Below are 20,166 nucleotides of genomic sequence, written 5' to 3'. Positions count from 1 at the left end.
CCTAGGCAGGCCCCCGGCGCTCCGACAGAGGTTTGGATCACTTGCCCGGTCGGCAGTCGCAGGTGGGGTCGGGCGGCGGGGTCACGGTGACGGTGACGGTCGTGGTGGGGCCGGGCCGCGGCTTCTCGTGGGAGGGCGGCTGGTGGGAGACGGGCGGCTCGGAGTCCCCGCCGCCGTCGCCGTTGTCGTCGCCCGCGTCGCAGTTGCCGAGGACGTCGACCCGGAACCACTGCTTGCCGTCGACCTTGGCCGTGAGGTCGCCGCGCACGCAGCCCCCGTCGACGACGGAGCGCACCGTGCCCTTGACGGTGATGTCCTTGCCGTCGTCGCTCCGGCCCTGGCAGTCCACCGTGACGGCCGCGTTCTCGCCGGCGGAGGAGCCGCTCTTCGGGGTGACCCTGTCCGCGTGGCGTGCCGTGCAGCTCAGCCACGCCACGTCCAGGTGCTGCCGCTCCAGCTCCTTCGTACCCGCCCGGTCGGCGGTGAGCGCGACCGCGGAGGTGTTCATGTCGCCGTTCGCCGGGTCGCACGCGGTGACGCCGAGCGCGGCGGCCCCGGCGAGAGCGGCGGCGCAGAGCACCGGCGTACGCCGCCGTGACCCCGAGATCCCCTTGTCGCGGCCCATCGGCCGCCTCAATGCCCCCATGGGCGGCAGAGTGCCACCCCGCGCGCCCGAGGGGTAGACCGCTTGCGGCCATCTGCCGAGGGCCGCGGCGCGCCTACGGCCTGCCCCGCGTCACCCCTGGGAGAGCAGCCACTCCTGGAGCTCCACGACATTGCCCTCCGGGTCCTTGAGGTGCGCCACCCGCATACGGTCGGTCATCGGCGCGGGCCCGTGCGCGAGGACGGCCCCGCGCCCGGTGATCCGTGCGCAGTACGCGTCCAGGTCGTCGACCCGCAGCACCACCAGGGAGCGGTGCCCGGTCGCCGACCCGGCGAGCTCGTCGATCAGCCCGGCCATCATCGACCGGTCCTGCAGCGCGATGCCCGCCGAGCCCGCGGACGGACTGAACTTCTCGTACGGGCCCTCCTCGGCGCCCGACTGGGGCTTGAGACCGAGGACCTCGGCGTAGAAGCGGTAGCAGGTAGGGAAGTCCGAGACGAGCAGGCGGACCTGGGCGAGTTCCAACGCAGCCCCCGTGGGGTCGGTCAGGACCAGCGGCCCGTGCGTCCGAGGAGCAGCGCGCTCGCCGCGGTCCCCGCGGTCGATGTGCGCAACACGCTACGCCCCAGCCGGTACGGCGCCGCCCCGGCCCGCGCGAAGAGGGCCAGCTCGTCGGGGGAAACCCCTCCTTCGGGCCCCACCACGAGGACGATGTGCCCGGCCGTGGGGAGTTCCGCGGTGGCCAGCGGCTCGCTGCCCTCCTCGTGCAGGACGGCCGCGAAGTCGGCCTCCGCGAGCAGGGCCGCGACCTGCTTGGTCGACGCGGCGTCCGCCACCTCGGGGAAACGCGTCCGGCGCGACTGCTTGCCCGCCTCGCGCGCGGTGGCCCGCCACTTGGCGAGCGCCTTCTGGCCGCGCTCGCCCTTCCACTGCGTGATGCAGCGCGACGCGGCCCACGGCACGACGGCGTCGACGCCGGTCTCCGTCATGGTCTCCACGGCCAGTTCGCCGCGGTCGCCCTTGGGCAGTGCCTGGACGACGGTGATACGGGGCGACTCCGCGGGTTCCTCGGCGACGGGGTCCATGCGGACGACGAGCCGGTCCTTGCCCTCGGTGTCCACGACCACGCAGGTGGCCCACCGTCCGGCGCCGTCGGTCAGGACGACGTCCTCACCGGCGCGCAGCCGTTTCACGGAGACGGCGTGCCGCCCCTCGGGCCCGTCGAGCACATAGCGCCCGCCGGCCTCCGCGTCGAAGTGGTCGACGACGAACACGGGTGCGGTCACTGGTTCTCTCCCTGCTCCGGCGTGGCCGCACCGGCCGGCGCCCCCTGTGCCTCGGCCAGTTCGGCGGCGAGGACCTCCACGAGCCGCCCGGCGGGCAGCTCCCTGGCGAGTCGGTGGCCCTGCCCGGCCCAGAGCGCCATGGCCTGCGCGTCACCCGCCTTCGCCGCGGCCTTGCGCAGGCCGCTGGTCAGGTGGTGGAGCTGGGGGTAGGCGGCGGGCGCGTACCGGCCGTGCTCGCGCATGAAGCGGTTGACCAGGCCGCGCGCGGGCCGTCCGGAGAAGGCCCGGGTCAGCTCGGTGCGCACGAACAGCGGGTTGGTCAGGGCCTGCTTGTGCAGGGGGTCGGCGCCCGACTCCGGGGTGGCGAGGAAGGCCGTGCCGAGCTGGGCGGCGTCCGCGCCCGCCGCGAGGACCGCGGCGATCTGCGCGCCGCGCATCAGGCCGCCCGTGGCCATCAGAGGCAGCGGCACGGTCTCGCGGACGAGCGTGAGCAGGGTGAGCAGGCCGAGCCCGGCGCCGTCGGCCTCCGGCTGGTCGCGGTGGGTGCCCTGGTGGCCGCCCGCCTCGACGCCCTGCACGCACAGCGCGTCGGCGCCCGCCCACTGGGCGGCCCGCGCCTCCTCCGGCGTGGTCACCGTGACGACGGTCAGGGTGCCGACGCGCGCGAAGGACTCCAGGACGTCGCGGGTGGGGCAGCCGAAGGTGAACGACACGAGCGGCACGGGGTCGTCGAGCAGGATCGCGAGCTTGGCGTCGTACCCGTCGTCGAGGCCGCGGTCCGGGTCGCCGAGCCGTGTCTCGTACCAGGTGGCCTCGCCGGCGAGCTGGTTGCGGTACACCTCGATCGCGGCGGCGTCGGCGGTGTCGGGCTGCGGCATGAAGAGGTTGACGCCGAAGGGCCGCGCGGTCAGGCCCCGCACCTGCTTGATCTCCTGGTACATCCCGTCGGCGGTCTTGTACCCGGCGGCGAGGAAACCGAGCCCCCCTGCCTCGGACACGGCCGCGGCCAGCCGTGGGCCCGCGGCCCCGCCGGCCATGGGGGCCTGCACGAGGGGAAAGCGGCAGAGATCGGTCAGTACGGAGGACATGCACGCATCGTGCCACGCCCCATGAACCGCACCGCATCGCACCCCGCACGCCGCACCCGGCGTACGCGACCGGTCTGCCCACGCCCCCCGCCGGCGGCTGCGGGCACTCCTGGGTTGCTCGCGCAGTCACCGTCGGCCCTGAAGGGGCGCGGGGAACCGCGCGACCACCCCCACCGCTCGCAGCCGAACGACAAGAGCCCCCGGCACGGGAAGATCCCGCCCCGGGGGCACCGGCGTGCCGCTCAAGGCGCTACCGCCCGTTGAACGCGTCCTTGAGCCGCGAGAACAACCCCTGCTGCCCCGGCTGGAACTGCCCCGTGGGCCGCTCCTCGCCGCGCAGCTGCGCCAGCTCCCGCAGGAGCCGCTCCTGCTCGGCGTCGAGCTTCGTCGGCGTCAGGACCTCGACGTGCACGATGAGGTCACCCCGGCCGCCGCCCCGCAGATGCGTGATGCCGCGCCCGTGCAGCGGGACGGACTGCCCCGACTGCGTGCCGGGCCGGATGTCGATCTCCTCCAGGCCGTCCAGCGTCTCCAGCGGCACCTTCGTGCCGAGCGACGCCGCCGTCATCGGGATCGTCACCGTGCAGTGCAGATCGTCGCCGCGCCGCTGGAAGACGGAGTGCGGCAGCTCGTGGATCTCGACGTAGAGGTCACCGGCGGGACCGCCGCCAGGCCCGACCTCGCCCTCGCCCGCGAGCTGGATCCGCGTGCCGTTGTCGACACCGGCCGGAATCTTGACGGTCAGCGTCCGACGCGAGCGGATACGCCCGTCGCCCGCGCACTCGGGGCACGGCGTCGGCACGACCGTGCCGAAGCCCTGGCACTGCGGGCAGGGCCGCGAGGTCATGACCTGGCCCAGGAAGGACCGCGTGACCTGCGACACCTCACCGCGACCGCGGCACATGTCACACGTCTGCGCGGACGTGCCGGGAGCGGCGCCTTCCCCGCTGCAGGTCGTGCAGACGACCGCCGTGTCGACCTGGATGTCCTTGGTGGTGCCGAAGGCGGCCTCGTCGAGGTCGATCTCCAGGCGGATCATGGCGTCCTGGCCGCGGCGCGTGCGCGACCGCGGGCCACGCTGCGACGCCGTGCCGAAGAACGCGTCCATGATGTCGGAGAAGTTGCCGAAGCCACCGGCCCCGAAGCCGCCCGCTCCGCCGCCGCCCGCCTGGGACAGCGGGTCGCCGCCGAGGTCGTAGACCTGCTTCTTCTGCGGGTCCGACAACACCTCGTAGGCGGCGTTGATCTCCTTGAAGCGCTCCTGAGTCTTCGGATCCGGATTCACGTCCGGGTGAAGCTCACGCGCCAGCCTCCGGAAGGCCTTCTTGATCTCGTCCTGGGAAGCGTCGCGGCGCACGCCGAGTACGGCGTAGTAGTCCGTGGCCACCTACGACTCCGCCAGGATCTGTCCGACGTAACGTGCCACTGCGCGTACTGCTCCCATCGTTCCCGGATAGTCCATGCGGGTCGGTCCGACCACGCCTAGTTTCGCGACTGCCTCGCTGCCCGAACCGTAGCCGACGGAGACCACGGACGTGGAGCTGAGCCCCTCATGGGCGTTCTCATGACCGATCCGTACGGCCATGCCCGAATCCTGCACCTCACCAAGCAACTTGAGGAGCACGACCTGCTCCTCAAGGGCTTCGAGAACGGGCCGGATGGTGAGGGGAAAGTCATGTCCGAAGCGGGTGAGATTGGCGGTGCCGCCGATCATCAGCCGTTCTTCGGTCTCCTCCACGAGTGTTTCGAGGAGGGTGGAGAGGACGGTGGCGACCGTACCGCGGTCCTCGGTCTCGAAGGCCTCGGGCAGGTCCTGCACCAACTGTGGCACGTCCGCGAAGCGACGCCCCGCGACCCTGCTGTTCAGCCGTGCCCGCAGATCGGCGAGCGCGGTCTCCCCGAAGGGCGCCGGGCAGTCGATCATGCGCTGCTCGACCCGGCCGGTGTCGGTGATCAGGACCAGCATCAGGCGCGCCGGAGCGAGCGAGAGCAGCTCCACGTGGCGCACCGTCGAACGCGTCAGCGAGGGGTACTGCACCACGGCGACCTGCCGCGTGAGCTGCGCGAGCAGCCGCACCGTGCGCCCCACCACGTCGTCGAGGTCGACGGCGCCGTCGAGGAAGTTCTGGATGGCGCGCCGCTCGGGCGCGGTCATCGGCTTGACGCCCGCGAGCTTGTCGACGAAGAGGCGGTATCCCTTGTCGGTCGGGATGCGCCCCGCGCTGGTGTGGGGCTGGGCGATGAACCCCTCCTCCTCCAGCGCCGCCATGTCGTTGCGGACCGTGGCCGGGGAGACTCCGAGGCTGTGCCGCTCGGTGAGCGCCTTGGAGCCGACCGGCTCCTCCGTCCCGACATAGTCGTGGACGATGGCGCGCAGCACCTCAAGCCTGCGTTCACTCAGCATCGCGCACACCTCCAGCCGTCATCCGCCGCCGTGATCCCCGCCTGGCACTCAACGCGGGTGAGTGCCAGCCTGTCAAAGGGCCAGTGTACGGCGGTCGGGTACGGGCCCGGCAAGGCCGGACCCCTCCCGTTCTGCCGAGGCGTCCCGCAGCGGCTAGCGTCACCGTATGGACGTGGAGCCGGCATGGGAAGCGGCGGGCTGGGAACGGCTCGCGCCGCGCGCGGGGCGGGTCCGCCTGCCCGTCTGGGACTGCACGGCGGGTCTCGTGGTCGGCACCGACGCGGCCCTCATGGTGGAGGCGGGATCGAGCCTGGCGGAGGGCGCGGCGCTGCGGACGCGGGCCAGGGACCTCATCGGAGGCGGGCGCAGAGTGACGCATCTCGCGCTGACCCACCCCCACTTCGACCATGTTTTCGGGGCGGCGGCCTTCGCGGGGGTACAGGTGTACGCCGCCGCGGGCATCGACACGGTCCTCGCCCGCCGCGAGGAGCTGCGCGCGGACGCGGTGCGGCACGGCCTGGACGCGGACGCGGCGGCGGAGGCGGCCGATCTGCTGCGCGCACCGGAGCACGCGGTGTGCGGGGAGTGGACGCTGGACCTCGGCGGCGGCGTCGAGGTCCTGCTCGCGAACGTCGGTCCCGGTCACACGGGGCACGACCTGGCGGTCCTGGTGAAGAGTCCCGGCGGCGGTCCCGAAGTCGTGTTCTGCGGTGATCTGGTCGAGGAGTCGGACGAGCCGCAGGCGGGCCCGGACGCGGCGCCCGGGCGGTGGCCCGCGGCGCTGGACCGGCTCCTGGAACTCGGCGGCGAGGACGCGCTCTACGTGCCGGGGCACGGTGCGGTGGTGGATGCGGCTTTTGTCCGTGCGCAGCGCGCCACACTGGCGGCTCGCCCCGGCGTGTCGTGAGGTCCGTCGACGCCCTTCTTCCTATCGTCGGCGGAATGCGCCAGTACTCCGCCGACCTGACCCCTCCCTGGAAGAAGCCGAAGCCCGTGCCCGAGGTGGCCGCCGAGGCCGGCCTCGTGGTCGAGGAGCCGCGCACCGGGTTCTGCGGGGCGGTGATCCGCTGCGAGAAGACGGCGCAGGGGCCGACGGTGACGCTGGAGGACCGCTTCGGCAAGCACCGCGTGTTCCCGATGGAGCCCGGCGGCTTCCTCCTGGAGGGCAGGCCGGTGACGCTCGTCCGCCCGGCCGCGACGGCGCCCGCTCCGGTACGGCCCTCCCGTACGGCATCGGGATCGGTGGCCGTCCCGCAGGCGCGCGCCAGGGTCGCCCGCGCCGGGCGCATCTACGTGGAGGGCCGCCACGACGCGGAACTCGTGGAGCGGGTGTGGGGCGAGGACCTGCGGGTCGAGGGCGTCGTCGTCGAGTACCTGGAGGGCATCGACGACCTGCCCCGCATCGTCGCGGAGTTCGCGCCGGGCCCCGACGCGCGCCTCGGCGTCCTGGTGGACCACCTGGTCCCCGGCTCCAAGGAGTCCCGCATCGCGGCGCAGGTCGGCGCCGCGCACGCCCTGGTGGTCGGCCACCCCTACATCGACGTCTGGGAGGCCGTGAAGCCGTCCTCGGTGGGCATCGAGGCATGGCCGCGGGTGCCGCGGGGCCAGGACTGGAAGTCGGGCGTCTGCGAGGCCCTGGGCTGGCCCGCGAACACGGGCGCGGCCTGGCAGCGGATCCTGGGCTCGGTCCGCAGCTACCGGGACCTGGAGCCGGCGCTCCTGGGCAGGGTGGAGGAACTGATCGACTTCGTGACGACGCCCGGCCCGGGGGCCTAGGACCTGCGGCGGCGTGCTTTCCCAGCCGGCCGGCGCCGGCGGCGAAGCCGGGAACCGGGCGGCCCGCCGCGGGGTGACGGGTGGGTGAACCGGCCGCAGGCCCGCCGGAGCCGGCGGCAGCGCGACGGGCTAGTCCACCAGATCCCGTACGACCGCGTCCGCGAGAAGCCGCCCCCGCAGGGTCAGCACCGCGCGGCCCTCCGCATAGGGCTCGGGAGCCAGCAGACCGTCGGACAGCGCACGCCCCGCCGCGGCGAGCCCCGCCTCGCGGAGGAGGGACAGCGGGCAGCCGTCCCGGAGGCGGAGTTCCAGGAGGACGCGCTCGACCCGGCGGTCCTCGGCGGAGAGGACCTCCCGCCCGGCCCCGGGCGAGCGCCCCTCCGCCAGAGCCGCCGCGTACGCCCCGGGGTGCTTCACGTTCCACCACCGCACGCCCCCGACGTGGCTGTGCGCGCCGGGCCCGGCGCCCCACCAGTCGGCCCCGCGCCAGTACAGCTCGTTGTGCAGGCACCGGCCCGCGGCGGACGTGGCCCAGTTGGAGACCTCGTACCAGTCGAAGCCCGCGCCCCCGAGCACCTCGTCGGCGATGAGGTACCGGTCCGCGTGCACGTCGTCGTCCGTCATCGGGACCTCGCCGCGGCGGATGCGCCGCGCGAGCTGTGTGCCCTCCTCGACGATCAGCGCGTAGGCACTGATGTGGTCGGGCCCGGCCCCGAGCGCCGCGTCGAGCGTGGCGCGCCAGTCGGCGTCGGACTCGCCCGGCGTGCCGTAGATCAGGTCGAGGTTGACGTGGTCGAACCCGGCCGCCCGCGCCTCGGCCACGCAACGCTCGGGCCGCCCCGGCGTGTGCGTGCGGTCGAGCACCTTCAGGACGTGCTGCTTCGCGCTCTGCATGCCGAAGGAGACGCGGTTGAAGCCGCCCTCCCGCAGCTCGGCGAGGTACGCCGCGTCGACCGACTCCGGGTTCGCCTCGGTCGTCACCTCCGCGTCGTCGGCGAGCCCGAACTCCTGCCGTACGGCGTCCAGCATCCGTACGAGGTCACTCGCGGCGAGCAGCGTCGGGGTGCCGCCGCCGACGAAGACGGTCCGCACGGGCCGCGGGTCGTCGCCGAGGACCTTGCGGGCGAGCCGCACCTCGTCGGCCAGGGTCTCGGCGTAGTTGTCGCGGGAGGCGAGCACACCGCCGGAGCCGCGCAGCTCGGTCGCGGTGTAGGTGTTGAAGTCGCAGTAGCCGCAGCGCGTGGCGCAGTACGGGACGTGCAGGTAGAAGCCGAGCGGGCGGGAGGCCGCGCCGTCCAGGGCGGACGCGGGCAGCGTCCCGTCCTCGGGCATGGGCTCACCATCGGGCAGTGCGGAAGGCATGTAAACGATTGTCCCGCACCGGACGCCCGCACCGCGCCGGACGGTTTCACCGCACCGAACGCACCTCACCGCGCCTGGAGCACCAGCACCGCCAGATCGTCGTCCGGCGGCCGGTCGGAGAACTCGTGCACGAGCCGTCTGATCCGCTCCGCCACCAGCTCCGCGTCGAGCCCGGCGCAGTCGGCGAGGGCCCGCGCGAGGCCGTCGCCGTCGTCGAACTGGAGCCGCCCCGAGCGCCGCTCGGTCACGCCGTCGGTGACGCACAGGAGGGTGTCGCCGGTCAGCAGGTCGAAGGTCTCGCTCGTGTACGTCTCGTCGTCGAAGACCCCGAGCAGCATCTGCGGGGCCGCCGCCACCCGCACCTTCCCCTCGGGGCCGAGCAGGAGCGGCAGCGGATGCCCCGCGCACGCGATGGTGCAGCGGACGCCGCCGTCGTACGGCACGAGCTCTCCGTAGAGCAGGGAGAGGAAGCGCGCGGTGGGTCCGTCGGCAGGCACTCCCTGGCCGCCCGCGACGGCGACGACCGCGGCGGCCGCGTCGGAGGCCTCGGTGGCGTCGTCGAGGAGGAGCCGGTTGAGGCGGTCGAGTACCTCGGTGACCGCGTACCCCTCGCGGGAGAGCAGGCGCAGCCAGGGGCGGGCGAGGCCGATGACGACGGCGGCCTCGGGCCCCTTGCCCTGGACGTCGCCGAGCGCGAAGCACCAGCGTCCGTCGCCGGCCTGGAAGAGGTCGTAGAAGTCGCCGCCCGGCCCGCCCTTGTCCCGTGGTTCGTACACCACGCCGCTGACCATGCCGGGGATCTCCGCGACCTTGCTCGGCAGGAGGCCGCGCTGGAGCACCTGGCTGATGTTGGCCTGGCGCTGGTACCGCCTGGCCGTGCTGATCGCGAGGGCGACGCGGCGGCTGAAGTCCTCGACCAGGCCGGTGACCTCGTCGGGGAAGCGCACCAGGCCCGACCTGCCGATCACCAGCATGCCGAGGGTGCGCCCGCCCACGGTGAGCCGGTACGCGAGCGCGGCGCCGGAGCTGTCGTCCGGCAGGGCGGCGCCCGGCCAGTCGACGGGGTACGCGCCGGAACCCGCCGCGGCGGGCAGCCGGGGCGGGTCCTTGTCCAGGACGCGGCGCAGCTCCTCTATCCGGCTCTCGCTGGTGTGCCAGACGCGCGCGAGCCGCATCGCGAGGGAGCCGGACGCCGGGTGGACCGGGCCCTCGGAGGCGTCGTCGAGCCAGACCGCGCACCAGTCGGCGAGCCGCGGCACGAGGAGCTGGCCCGCGAGCGCGGCCACCAGGTCCTCGTCGAACTGCCCGGCGAGGAGGTCGGACGCCTCGGCGAGGAAGCTCAGCGCCCCGCGGTTGACCCACTCCGTGTCATGGGAGATCCGCTTGGGCAGCGGGGCGAGGATCTCGACGGCGCGCAGACCGCGCTGGAGCGCCTGGTCGGCCGCGTACGCCTCGATGCCCTTGCCTGCCGCGGCGCCGTCGACGGGCAGCCTGGCCCAGACGCTCTTGGCGCCCGTGCGGTAGGTGATGCCCCAGGCCTCGGCGAGGCTGGCGACGAGCTGGAGACCGCGGCCGTACTCGGGGATGCCGGCCGGGCGCTGGTCCTGCTCGCCGCGGACGGCGCGGGCCGGGTGGTGGTCGGACACCTCGATGACGAGGGTCTCGGTCTCCTCGCCGGGCTGCGCCTCGTCGAGGCGGCACAGCAGTTCGACGTCGGTGCCCGCGTGGACGACGGCGTTGGTCGCCAGTTCGCTGACGATGAGGACCGCGTCGTCGGCGAGACGGCTGTCCACACCGGCCGCCGCGGGCACGCCCAGCTCGGCCCAGTCGGCGAGGGCCGCGCGCACAAACCTTCGTGCGGCCGCCGGGGCCAGGGAGTTCCCCGGCAGCGACGTCCGCACCACCGCCGGTGGCCCGGGACGGTCCGGGTCCTCGGCGGAGGCGCGGAACACGGTCTCCCGTTGCGTCGGAATGGACCCCACGGTGCGGCTCCTGAGCAGTTCGGGCGAATACGCCTCAGGCGACACCGACAGAGTGACAGACTGGCCGCGCTCATAAGCACCGAGTTACCGAAGTGGGCCGTTATGAGTGAGAACAGTGCTACGCCTGCGCGTAAATCGACCCGTGTTCCCGCTCCGGCGCGCCCTCCCGAACCGCCGGTGGCCGAGGCCGCTCCCGCGAGTGCCGCCACCGTGCCCCCAGCCGAACTGCGTCCGCTTCTCGCCGCCATGCGCGCGGCGCGGGACGGGGACTTCACCAAGGTGCCACCGGTCGGCGAGGGTCTGACCGCCGAGCTGTACACGGTCTTCAACGAGATGCTGGACCGCTCGCTCCACTTCGACGGGGAACTCGTCCGGGTGCGCAGGGAGATCATCCGGCACGGCCGTCTCGACGAGCGGTTCACCGCGAGCCCGGGCCAGGGCCGGTGGGCGGCCCGCGTCCAGGAGGTCAACACCCTCCTGGACTCCCTGGTCGCCCCGGCGGCGAACGCCACCCGGGTGCTCAACGCGGTGGCGGGCGGCGACCTGACCCAGCGCGTCGACCTGCACGACGGCAGCCGTGAGCTGCGGGGCGACCTGCGCCGGCTCGGCCGCGCGGTCAACACGATGGTCGACCAGCTCTCCCTCTTCACCGGCGAGGTCACGCGCGTGGCCCGCGAGGTCGGCACCGAGGGACGGCTCGGGGGGCGCGCCAAGGTGCGCGGCCTGTCGGGCAGCTGGCGTGACGTGACCGAGGCGGTCAACACCATGGCGGCGCGGCTCACCGCGCAGGTGCGGGATATCGCGCTGGTGACCACGGCGGTGGCGCAGGGCGACCTGACGCGCACGGTGACGGTCGAGGCGACGGGCGAGCTGCTCGAACTGAAGCTGACCGTGAACACCATGGTCGAGCAGCTCTCCGCCTTCGCCGCCGAGGTCACGCGCGTGGCCCGCGAGGTCGGCACGGAGGGGCAGCTCGGGGGCCGCGCCCAGGCGCGGGGCGTCTCGGGCGTGTGGAAGGACCTCACCGACAACGTCAACTTCATGGCGTCGAACCTCACCTCGCAGGTCCGCAACATCGCCCAGGTGACCACCGCCGTCGCCAACGGCGACCTGAGCCAGAAGATCACCGTCGACGCCAGGGGCGAGATCCTGGAGCTGAAGTCGACGGTGAACACGATGGTGGACCAGCTCTCGGCCTTCGCCGACGAGGTCACCCGCGTCGCCCGCGAGGTCGGCACCGAGGGCAACCTCGGCGGGCGCGCTCAGGTGCGGGGCGTCTCGGGCGTCTGGAAGGACCTCACCGACAACGTCAACTTCATGGCGGACAACCTCACCTCCCAGGTGCGCAACATCGCGCTCGTCTCGACGGCCGTCGCCCAGGGCGACCTCGGCAAGAAGATCACCGTCGAGGCCAAGGGCGAGATCCTGGAGCTGAAGTCGACCATCAACACGATGGTGGACCAGCTCTCCGCCTTCGCCGACGAGGTCACCCGCGTCGCCCGCGAGGTCGGCACCGAGGGCAACCTCGGCGGGCAGGCCCAGGTCCGGGGCGTCTCGGGCGTCTGGAAGGACCTCACCGACAACGTCAACTTCATGGCGTCGAACCTCACCTCCCAGGTCCGCAACATCGCCCAGGTGACCACCGCCGTCGCCAACGGCGACCTCTCCAAGATGATCACGGTCAGCGCGCGCGGCGAGATCCTGGAGCTGAAGGACACCGTCAACACGATGGTGGAGCAGCTCCGCGCCTTCGCCGACGAGGTCACCCGCGTCGCCCGCGAGGTCGGAACGGACGGCCGGCTCGGGGGCCGCGCGCAGGTGCTCGGCGTGTCGGGCGTGTGGAAGGACCTCACCGACAACGTCAACTACATGGCGGACAACCTCACGGGCCAGGTCCGCAACATCGCGCAGGTCGCGACCGCCGTCGCCCAGGGCGACCTGTCCAAGAAGATCGACGTGGACGCGCGCGGGGAGATCCTGGAGCTGAAGACCACCATCAACACCATGGTGGACACGCTCTCCTCCTTCTCCTCCGAGGTCACCCGCGTGGCCCGCGAGGTCGGCTCAGAGGGCCAGCTCGGCGGCCAGGCCCGGGTCGAGGGCGTCTACGGCACGTGGAAGCGCCTGACGACGAACGTGAACGAGCTGGCGCTGAACCTCACCACCCAGGTCCGCGCCATCGCCGAGGTCGCGTCCGCCGTGGCCCAGGGCGACATGACGCGCGCCATCACCGTGGAGACGCGGGGCGAGGTCTCGGAGCTGAAGGACAACATCAACCTCATGGTCTCCAACCTCCGCGAGACCACCCGCGCCAAGGACTGGCTGGAGTCCAACCTCGCCCGCCTCGCGGGCCTGATGCAGGGCCACCGCGACCTGATGGAGGTCGCCGACCTGATCCTGCGCGAGCTGACCCCGCTGGTGAACGCGCAGTACGGCGCGTTCTTCCTGGCCGATCCGGACACCGCGGAGGGCCCGGCGCCCACCCAGGTCACCGCGAAGGGCCTCGCGTTCATCGCGGGCTACGGCGCGGCGCAGGGCTCGGTCGTCGACACCGGAGGGATGCCCGCGCAGGGCCTGGTGCGCCAGGCGGCCCTGGAGAAGAAGCGCATCCTCGTCGAAGAGGTGCCGCCGGACTACATCAAGATCCACTCGGGGCTCGGCGACGCGGCGCCCGCCACCGTCGTGATCATCCCGATCCTGTTCGAGGACAAGCTGCTCGGCGTGATCGAGCTGGCCACGTTCTCCCGCTTCTCCGACGTCCACCTGGCCTTCTTCGACCAGTTCGTGAACACCATCGGCGTCGCGATCAACACCATCATCGCCAACTCCCGCACGGAATCGCTGCTCAGCGAGTCGCAGCGGCTCGCCACACAGCTCCAGGAGCGCTCGGACGAACTCCAGCGCCAGCAGGCCGAACTGCGCCGCTCCAACGCCGAGCTGGAGGAGAAGGCGGCCCTGCTCGCCACGAGCTCCCAGTACAAGTCGGAGTTCCTGGCCAACATGTCGCACGAGCTGCGCACACCGCTCAACTCCCTGCTCATCCTGGCCAGGCTGCTCTCCGACAACCCCGACAACCACCTGTCCGACCAGGAGGTGCAGTTCGCGACGACCATCCACCGCTCGGGCTCCGACCTCCTCCAGCTCATCAACGACATCCTGGACCTGTCGAAGATCGAGGCGGGCCGGATGGACGTACGCCCCAAGAAACTCCCGCTGATCAAGGTCCTCGACTACGTCCACGCCACGTTCCGCCCGCTCACCCTGGACCGGGGGCTCGCCTTCGACGTGTCGGTCGGCGAGGACGTGCCGCGCGAGATGTTCTCGGACGAGCAGCGCCTCCAGCAGATCCTGCGCAACCTCCTGTCGAACGCGGTGAAGTTCACCTCGGCCGGCAGCGTCGAGCTGCGGGTCAGCCGCGTCAAGGAGACCGCGCGCGACCGCCTGGTCCACGACAACGACGACCTGCTCTGCTTCGAGGTCAAGGACACCGGCATCGGCATCCCCGCCGAGCAGTTGCCGGTGATCTTCGAGGCGTTCCAGCAGGCCGACGGCACCACCAACCGCAAGTACGGCGGCACCGGACTCGGCCTCTCCATCAGCCGCGAGATCGCCGGCCTGCTCGGCGGCCGGATCACCGCCGAGAGCCACCCGGGCGAGGGCTCGGTCTTCTCGCTGTACGTGCCCGTGGTGCACCCCGGCCACGGCGCCGCCGCCATGGCGTACGCGGCGACCCACACCCAGCACCTGCCCGAGCCGCTGGAACACGCGGCCCTGCGCCCGCACACCGCCCTCGAACCGGACGACAGCTGGCCCACGCCCACGAAGCTGGAGGAGTGGAAGGAGGGGAACGCCGGGCGCATATTGCCCGGCCGCAAGGTGCTGATCGTCGACGACGACATCCGCAACGTCTTCGCGCTCACCCACGTGCTCAGCCGCGTCGGCATGCCCGTCCTGTACGCGGAGAACGGCCGCGAGGGCATCGAGACCCTCGAACGCAATCCCGACGTCGACATCGTCCTGATGGACATCATGATGCCGGAGATGGACGGCTACGAAACCATGGCCGCCATCCGCCGCAGCCCTCTCTGGCGCGGGCTGCCGATCGTCGCGCTGACCGCCAAGGCCATGCCGGGCGACCGCGAGAAGGCGATCGCCGAGGGCGCCACCGACTACGTGCCCAAGCCCGTGGACGTGGACCAGCTCCTCGGTGTCGTCTGCGCCCTCCTGGACCCCGAGGGCGCGGCCACCGGCCACGAGTCCACCTCCCCCGACCCGGCATCCGTCGCAGCGGAAGCGCCGAGCACCCCCGAAGAGGGCGCTGCTCCGCCGACAACCGATTGAGGCACATGACCATGAGCGCAGAATCCATGACCGACCACCGCGCGAGCATCCTCCTGGTCGACGACATGGAGGACAACCTGATGGCACTCGAAGCAGTCCTGGGGTCCCTGAACGAGCCGCTGGTGCGGGCCCGTTCCGGGGAGGAGGCGATGAAGGCCATCCTCCGGCAGCGCTTCGCCGTGATCCTCCTGGACGTCCGGATGCCCGGCATGGACGGCTTCGAGACGGCGACGAACATCAAGCGCCTCGACCAGACCAAGGACGTGCCCATCATCTTCCTGACGGGCACCGACAACGACGCGGGCTACGCCTTCCGCGGGTACGCCACGGGCGCCGCCGACTACCTCACCAAGCCCTTCGACCCGTGGGTGCTGCGCGCCAAGGTCACCGTCTTCCTCGAACTGCACCGCAAGAACCGCCAGTTGGAGCGGATACTCGCACGCGAGCAGCGCCAGTTCGACGAGCTGGCCGCGCGTCTCTCCGCGATCGAGAGCCACATGGCGGCGAGCAGCCTCCAGGACGTCCTCGAACTGCGCCGCCACGTGACGCACATGGAGGAGCTGGTGCGGGAGATGCGCCGCGGACGGGGCGCCTGACCGAAGGCGCCCCCGCGTGCGGCGCTCAGGCCTCGCGCGAGCCCGCGTACATCTCGTCGATCAGGTGCTTGTACTCGCGCTCGACGACGGGGCGCTTGAGCTTCAGGCTGGGCGTGAGCTCGCCGTGCTCGACGTCGAGGTCGCGCGGCAGGAGGCGGAACCGCTTGATGGTCTGCCAGCGCTGGAGGCCCTCGTTGAGCTGCTGCACGTAGCCGTCGACGAGCGCGACTGCCGCGGGCGAGGCGCAGACCTCGGCGTAGGACTTGCCCTCCTGGCCGTTCTCCTCGGCCCACTGGAGGATCGCGGGCTCGTCCAGGGCGATCAGCGCGGTGCAGAAGTTCCGGTCGGCGCCGTGCACCAGGATGTTGGAGACGTACGGACACACGGCCTTGAACTGGCCCTCGACCTCGGCGGGCGCGATGTACTTGCCGCCGGAGGTCTTGATCAGGTCCTTCTTGCGGTCGGTGATCCGCAGGTAGCCGTCGACGGACAGCTCGCCGATATCCCCGGTGTGGAACCAGCCGTCGGCCTCCAGGACCTCGGCGGTCTTGTCGGGCAGCTTGTGGTAGCCCTCCATGATGCCGGGGCCGCGCAGCAGGATCTCGCCGTCGTCCGCGATGCGCACCTCGGTGCCGGGCAGCGGCTTGCCGACCGTGCCGGTGCGGTAGGCCTCGCCGGGGTTGACGAAGGAGGCCGCGGAGGACTCGGTCAGGCCGTAGCCCTCCAGGATGTGGATGCCGGCGCCCGCGAAGAAGTAGCCGATCTCGGGGGCGAGCGCGGCGGAGCCGGACACGGCGGCGCGCAGCCGTCCACCGAAGGCCTCGCGCAGCTTGGAGTAGACGAGCGCGTCGGCGGCCTTGTGCTTGGCGCGCAGCCCGAAGGGCACGGAGGAGGTGCCGGTCCTGCGGAAGTTGTCCTGGCTGACCCGCGCGTACTCGCGGGCGACCTCAGCGGCCCACTGGAAGATCTTGTACTTGGCGCCGCCGCCGGCCCGCGCCTTGGCCGCGACGCCGTTGTAGACCTTCTCGAAGATGCGGGGCACGGCGGCCATGTAGGTGGGCTGGACCACCGGCAGATTCTCGATGATCTTGTCCACGCGGCCGTCGACGGCGGTGACGTGCCCGAGCTCGATCTGCCCGGAGGTCAGCACCTTGCCGAAGACGTGGGCGAGGGGCAGCCACAGGTACTGCACGTCGTCCGGGCCGAGCAGCCCGGTCGCCGCGATGGCCTTCGCCATGTACGACCAGTTGTCCTGCGGCAGGCGCACGCCCTTGGGGCGTCCCGTGGTGCCGGAGGTGTAGATGATCGTGGCGAGCTGGTCCTTGGTGATCGCCGCGATCCGCTCCTTGACGAGCGCGGGGTTCTTCTCCAGGTGCGCGGCGCCCCTGGCCTCCAGGTCGGCGAGGGTGAGCACCCAGCCGTCGGGGTCGCCCTCGGCGGCCGAGACGCCCTCGGGGTCGATGACGACGACGTGCCGCAGCTCGGGCAGCTCGGCCCGCTTCTCGCGCGCCTTGGCGAGCTGCGCGGCGTCCTCGGCGATCAGCACCCGGCTCTCGGAGTCGGCCACGATGTACGCGGACTCCTCCGCGTTGGTCTGCGGGTAGACGGTCGTGGTGGCCGCGCCCGCGCACATCACACCGAGGTCGGCGAGGATCCACTCGACCCGCGTGGAGCAGGCGAGGGCGACGCGCTCCTCGGGCCGGATGCCCAGCTCGATCAGGCCCGCGGCGATGGCGTGGACGCGCTCGGCGGCCTGGGCCCAGCTGAGCGCCTTCCAGTCGTCGGGGCCCTCGCCGGAGGCCGCGGGAACCGGGTAGCGATAGGCCTCGGCGTCGGGCGTGGCCGCCACGCGCTCCAGGAACAGGTGCGCCACGGACGGCGGACGGTTCTCGATCAAGGTCTGTGTGTCGCTCACGACATCCTCCGGGCCCACGTCAGTGCGGCGAACTGGCTGGTTGGCTGCTTCTTACGTCCCTGCCGGCTACTTGTTTAACTTGCGAGTAACCTACGAGTGGTGATCAGAGTAGAACGCCGAAGGCCAGCGCGTAAGAGGCATCTGCCTGTCACTTCCTCCAGACACCCGAACGGAACGAGCCGGCCCCCGTGACACGCCGCGGGCCCGGTGCGCGTGCGCACCGGGCCCGAGCGGCAGCGGCCGGGCCGCGTCCGCGTAACTACTTCTTGGCCTTGCCGGGGCCGCTGTCGTCGCTGGAGAGCACGGCGATGAAGGCTTCCTGCGGCACCTCGACGGAGCCGACCATCTTCATGCGCTTCTTGCCCTCCTTCTGCTTCTCCAGGAGCTTGCGCTTACGGGAGATGTCACCGCCGTAGCACTTGGCGAGGACGTCCTTGCGGATGGCGCGGATGGTCTCGCGGGCGATGACGCGCGAACCGATCGCGGCCTGCACCGGCACCTCGAAGGCCTGCCGCGGGATGAGCTCGCGCAGCTTGGCGACGAGCCGCACGCCATACGCGTACGCCTGGTCCTTGTGCGTGACCGCCGAGAAGGCGTCGACCTTGTCGCCGTGGAGCAGGATGTCGACCTTGACGAGCTGCGCGGACTGCTCGCCCGTGGGCTCGTAGTCCAGCGAGGCGTACCCGCGGGTCTTGGACTTCAGCTGGTCGAAGAAGTCGAAGACGATCTCCGCGAGCGGCAGGGTGTAGCGGATCTCGACGCGGTCCTCGGAGAGGTAGTCCATGCCGAGCAGGACGCCGCGCCGGTTCTGGCACAGCTCCATGATCGAGCCGATGAACTCGCTCGGGGCGAGGATCGTGGCGCGCACGACGGGCTCGTACACCTCGTCGATCTTGCCCTCGGGGAACTCGCTCGGGTTCGTGACCGTGTGCTCGGCGCCGTCCTCCATGATCACGCGGTAGACCACGTTGGGGGCGGTGGCGATGAGGTCGAGCCCGAACTCGCGCTCGAGACGCTCGCGGATCACGTCGAGGTGCAGCAGACCCAGGAAGCCCACGCGGAAGCCGAAGCCGAGCGCGGCGGACGTCTCGGGCTCGTAGACGAGCGCGGCGTCGTTGAGCTGGAGCTTGTCCAGGGCCTCGCGGAGGTCGGGGTACTCGGAGCCGTCCAGGGGATAGAGACCCGAGAAGACCATCGGCTTGGGGTCCTTGTATCCGCCGAGGGCCTCGGTCGCACCCTTGTTCAGGGAGGTGATCGTGTCACCCACCTTGGACTGGCGGACGTCCTTCACGCCGGTGATGATGTAGCCCACCTCACCGACGCCGATGCCGTCGGCCGGGGTCATCTCGGGCGAGGAGACACCGATCTCGAGCAGCTCGTGCGTGGCGCCGGTGGACATCATCCGGATGCGCTCGCGCTTGTTGAGCTGACCGTCGACGACTCGTACGTACGTCACGACGCCGCGGTAGGAGTCATAGACCGAGTCGAAGATCATCGCGCGCGCCGGGGCGTCCTTGACGCCGACCGGGGGCGGGACCTCGGCGACCACCTTGTCGAGCAGCGCCTCGACGCCCATGCCGGTCTTCGCGGAGACCTTCAGGACGTCCTCGGGGTCGCAGCCGATGAGGTTGGCGAGCTCCTCGGAGAACTTCTCCGGCTGGGCGGCCGGCAGGTCGATCTTGTTCAGCACGGGGACGATCTTGAGGTCGTTCTCCATCGCCAGGTAGAGGTTGGCGAGAGTCTGCGCCTCGATGCCCTGGGCCGCGTCGACCAGGAGGATCGTGCCCTCACAGGCCGCGAGCGAACGCGAGACTTCATACGTGAAGTCCACGTGGCCCGGGGTGTCGATCATGTTGAGGATGTGGGTCTTGCTCTGGTCCGGGCCCTCGCTCGGGGCCCAGGGCAGACGCACCGCCTGGGACTTGATCGTGATGCCGCGCTCGCGCTCGATGTCCATCCGGTCGAGGTACTGAGCACGCATCTGCCGCTGCTCCACCACACCGGTGAGCTGGAGCATGCGGTCGGCGAGCGTGGACTTGCCGTGGTCGATGTGCGCGATGATGCAGAAATTGCGGATCAGAGCCGGGTCGGTACGGCTCGGCTCGGGCACATTCTTAGGGGTCGCGGGCACGCAGGGTCCTGTCTCTTGAGGCGCCTGTCGCCTCGGGTCGGATCTATACGTAGCCTCCATCGTCCCATGGGTGGCGCACTGCGCTCGGTTTGGGCCGGTCGGAGGGTGACTGATACCGTGGACAGCTGTGTCTCGTAGCCCTCTCAAAGCATCGAGGCGCGTGTCATAACACTCATCTGCAGTACCTCTGCAGTACCTGAACCTGAAAAGGCTCTTTCGTGGCGAACATCAAGTCCCAGATCAAGCGGATCAAGACCAACGAGAAGGCGCGTCAGCGCAACAAGGCGGTCAAGTCTTCCCTGAAGACCGCGATCCGCAAGGCCCGCGAGGCCGTTGCCGCCGGTGACGCCCAGAAGGCCGCCGAGCTCACGCGTGAGGCCACGCGTCAGCTGGACAAGGCCGTCTCCAAGGGTGTCATCCACAAGAACCAGGCCGCCAACAAGAAGTCGGCGCTTGCGACGAAGGCCGCGTCCCTCAAGGGCTGAAGCCTCTGCGAGAACCGCGGGCCCTCTTCGAGCGGCTGACAGCGGCCTCACTTGATTCGACGCCGATACGGGAACCAGCGGGCCCTCTCTTCCGCTCCCGTCCGGCACCTCGGATCCGTACACGATCTGCGTTCGCCACGCGGGTACGGGTCCACCCAGCATTTCCCGAGACCCCGTCTCGCCGACCTTCCCCAGG

General features: G+C 71.4%; 15 protein-coding genes. 5 read left to right on the top strand and 10 right to left on the bottom strand.

All coding sequences use genetic code 11. The annotated features are described in order from the left end of the window. Positions 1-37: 37 nt before the first annotated feature. The 6 genes from DCW30_RS07135 to hrcA form a co-directional block, all read right to left on the bottom strand. Positions 38-646, bottom strand: coding sequence for a hypothetical protein (locus tag DCW30_RS07135; RefSeq protein ID WP_237283437.1), 609 nt, complete (start codon positions 644-646; stop codon positions 38-40). Between the two features lie 90 nt (positions 647-736). After that, the gene (locus DCW30_RS07130; protein WP_076686441.1) at positions 737-1,129 is read right to left on the bottom strand and encodes a VOC family protein; all 393 of its coding nucleotides are present in this window, start codon (positions 1,127-1,129) and stop codon (positions 737-739) included. A 20-nt stretch (positions 1,130-1,149) separates the two neighbouring features. Further along, positions 1,150-1,890, bottom strand: a complete 741-nt coding sequence (locus DCW30_RS07125; protein ID WP_076686439.1) for a 16S rRNA (uracil(1498)-N(3))-methyltransferase — start codon at positions 1,888-1,890, stop codon at positions 1,150-1,152. Next, positions 1,887-2,978 (bottom strand): nitronate monooxygenase, encoded by a 1,092-nt coding sequence (locus DCW30_RS07120; protein ID WP_076686437.1) that lies wholly within the window; start codon positions 2,976-2,978, stop codon positions 1,887-1,889. The genes DCW30_RS07125 and DCW30_RS07120 overlap by 4 nt, the downstream gene beginning before the upstream one ends. A gap of 250 nt (positions 2,979-3,228) precedes the next feature. Beyond that, a complete protein-coding gene (gene dnaJ / locus DCW30_RS07115) occupies positions 3,229-4,365 on the bottom strand; it encodes a molecular chaperone DnaJ (protein WP_062776597.1) in 1,137 nt (378 codons plus the stop codon). Next, positions 4,366-5,382: a heat-inducible transcriptional repressor HrcA gene (gene hrcA, locus DCW30_RS07110; RefSeq protein WP_062776595.1), complete on the bottom strand. Its 1,017-nt coding sequence runs from the start codon at positions 5,380-5,382 to the stop codon at positions 4,366-4,368. A gap of 166 nt (positions 5,383-5,548) precedes the next feature. On the opposite strand from hrcA, the gene DCW30_RS07105 reads away from it, so the two are divergent. Beyond that, complete coding sequence (locus DCW30_RS07105; protein ID WP_076686435.1) at positions 5,549-6,289, top strand: MBL fold metallo-hydrolase; 741 nt, start codon at positions 5,549-5,551, stop codon at positions 6,287-6,289. Positions 6,290-6,324: 35 nt separating this feature from the next. Further along, the gene (locus tag DCW30_RS07100) at positions 6,325-7,158 is read left to right on the top strand and encodes a DUF3097 domain-containing protein (protein ID WP_076686433.1); all 834 of its coding nucleotides are present in this window, start codon (positions 6,325-6,327) and stop codon (positions 7,156-7,158) included. A gap of 129 nt (positions 7,159-7,287) precedes the next feature. Here DCW30_RS07100 and hemW read toward each other — a convergent pair whose 3' ends face one another. Together hemW and DCW30_RS07090 are read right to left on the bottom strand one after the other, a co-directional pair. Continuing rightward, positions 7,288-8,520 (bottom strand): radical SAM family heme chaperone HemW, encoded by a 1,233-nt coding sequence (hemW, locus tag DCW30_RS07095; RefSeq protein ID WP_076686432.1) that lies wholly within the window; start codon positions 8,518-8,520, stop codon positions 7,288-7,290. Between the two features lie 65 nt (positions 8,521-8,585). Beyond that, on the bottom strand, positions 8,586-10,502 hold the full coding sequence (locus tag DCW30_RS07090; protein ID WP_079250145.1) for a SpoIIE family protein phosphatase: 1,917 nt from the start codon (positions 10,500-10,502) through the stop codon (positions 8,586-8,588). A 246-nt stretch (positions 10,503-10,748) separates the two neighbouring features. Here DCW30_RS07090 and DCW30_RS07085 point away from each other — a divergent pair, with 246 nt between their 5' ends. Together DCW30_RS07085 and DCW30_RS07080 are read left to right on the top strand one after the other, a co-directional pair. Further along, on the top strand, positions 10,749-14,843 hold the full coding sequence (locus DCW30_RS07085; RefSeq protein WP_076689343.1) for a HAMP domain-containing protein: 4,095 nt from the start codon (positions 10,749-10,751) through the stop codon (positions 14,841-14,843). Positions 14,844-14,854: 11 nt separating this feature from the next. Continuing rightward, positions 14,855-15,439, top strand: a complete 585-nt coding sequence (locus DCW30_RS07080) for a response regulator (protein WP_076689341.1) — start codon at positions 14,855-14,857, stop codon at positions 15,437-15,439. 25 nt (positions 15,440-15,464) lie between these two features. On the opposite strand, the gene DCW30_RS07075 is transcribed toward DCW30_RS07080, so the two are convergent. Beyond that, complete coding sequence (locus DCW30_RS07075) at positions 15,465-17,354, bottom strand: AMP-dependent synthetase/ligase (protein ID WP_076689339.1); 1,890 nt, start codon at positions 17,352-17,354, stop codon at positions 15,465-15,467. A gap of 259 nt (positions 17,355-17,613) precedes the next feature. After that, positions 17,614-19,485 carry a translation elongation factor 4 gene (gene lepA, locus DCW30_RS07070; protein WP_062776579.1) on the bottom strand — a complete coding sequence of 624 codons (1,872 nt, stop codon included), beginning with the start codon at positions 19,483-19,485 and terminating at the stop codon, positions 17,614-17,616. A gap of 218 nt (positions 19,486-19,703) precedes the next feature. Here lepA and rpsT point away from each other — a divergent pair, with 218 nt between their 5' ends. Next, positions 19,704-19,970 (top strand): 30S ribosomal protein S20, encoded by a 267-nt coding sequence (gene rpsT / locus DCW30_RS07065; protein ID WP_030783448.1) that lies wholly within the window; start codon positions 19,704-19,706, stop codon positions 19,968-19,970. The last annotated feature ends 196 nt before the right edge of the window (positions 19,971-20,166 follow it).

It is taken from the genome of Streptomyces alfalfae, assembly GCF_004127445.1.
In the GTDB taxonomy this organism is placed as follows: domain Bacteria; phylum Actinomycetota; class Actinomycetes; order Streptomycetales; family Streptomycetaceae; genus Streptomyces; species Streptomyces alfalfae.
This window is presented reverse-complemented; position numbering and strand designations above follow the sequence as displayed.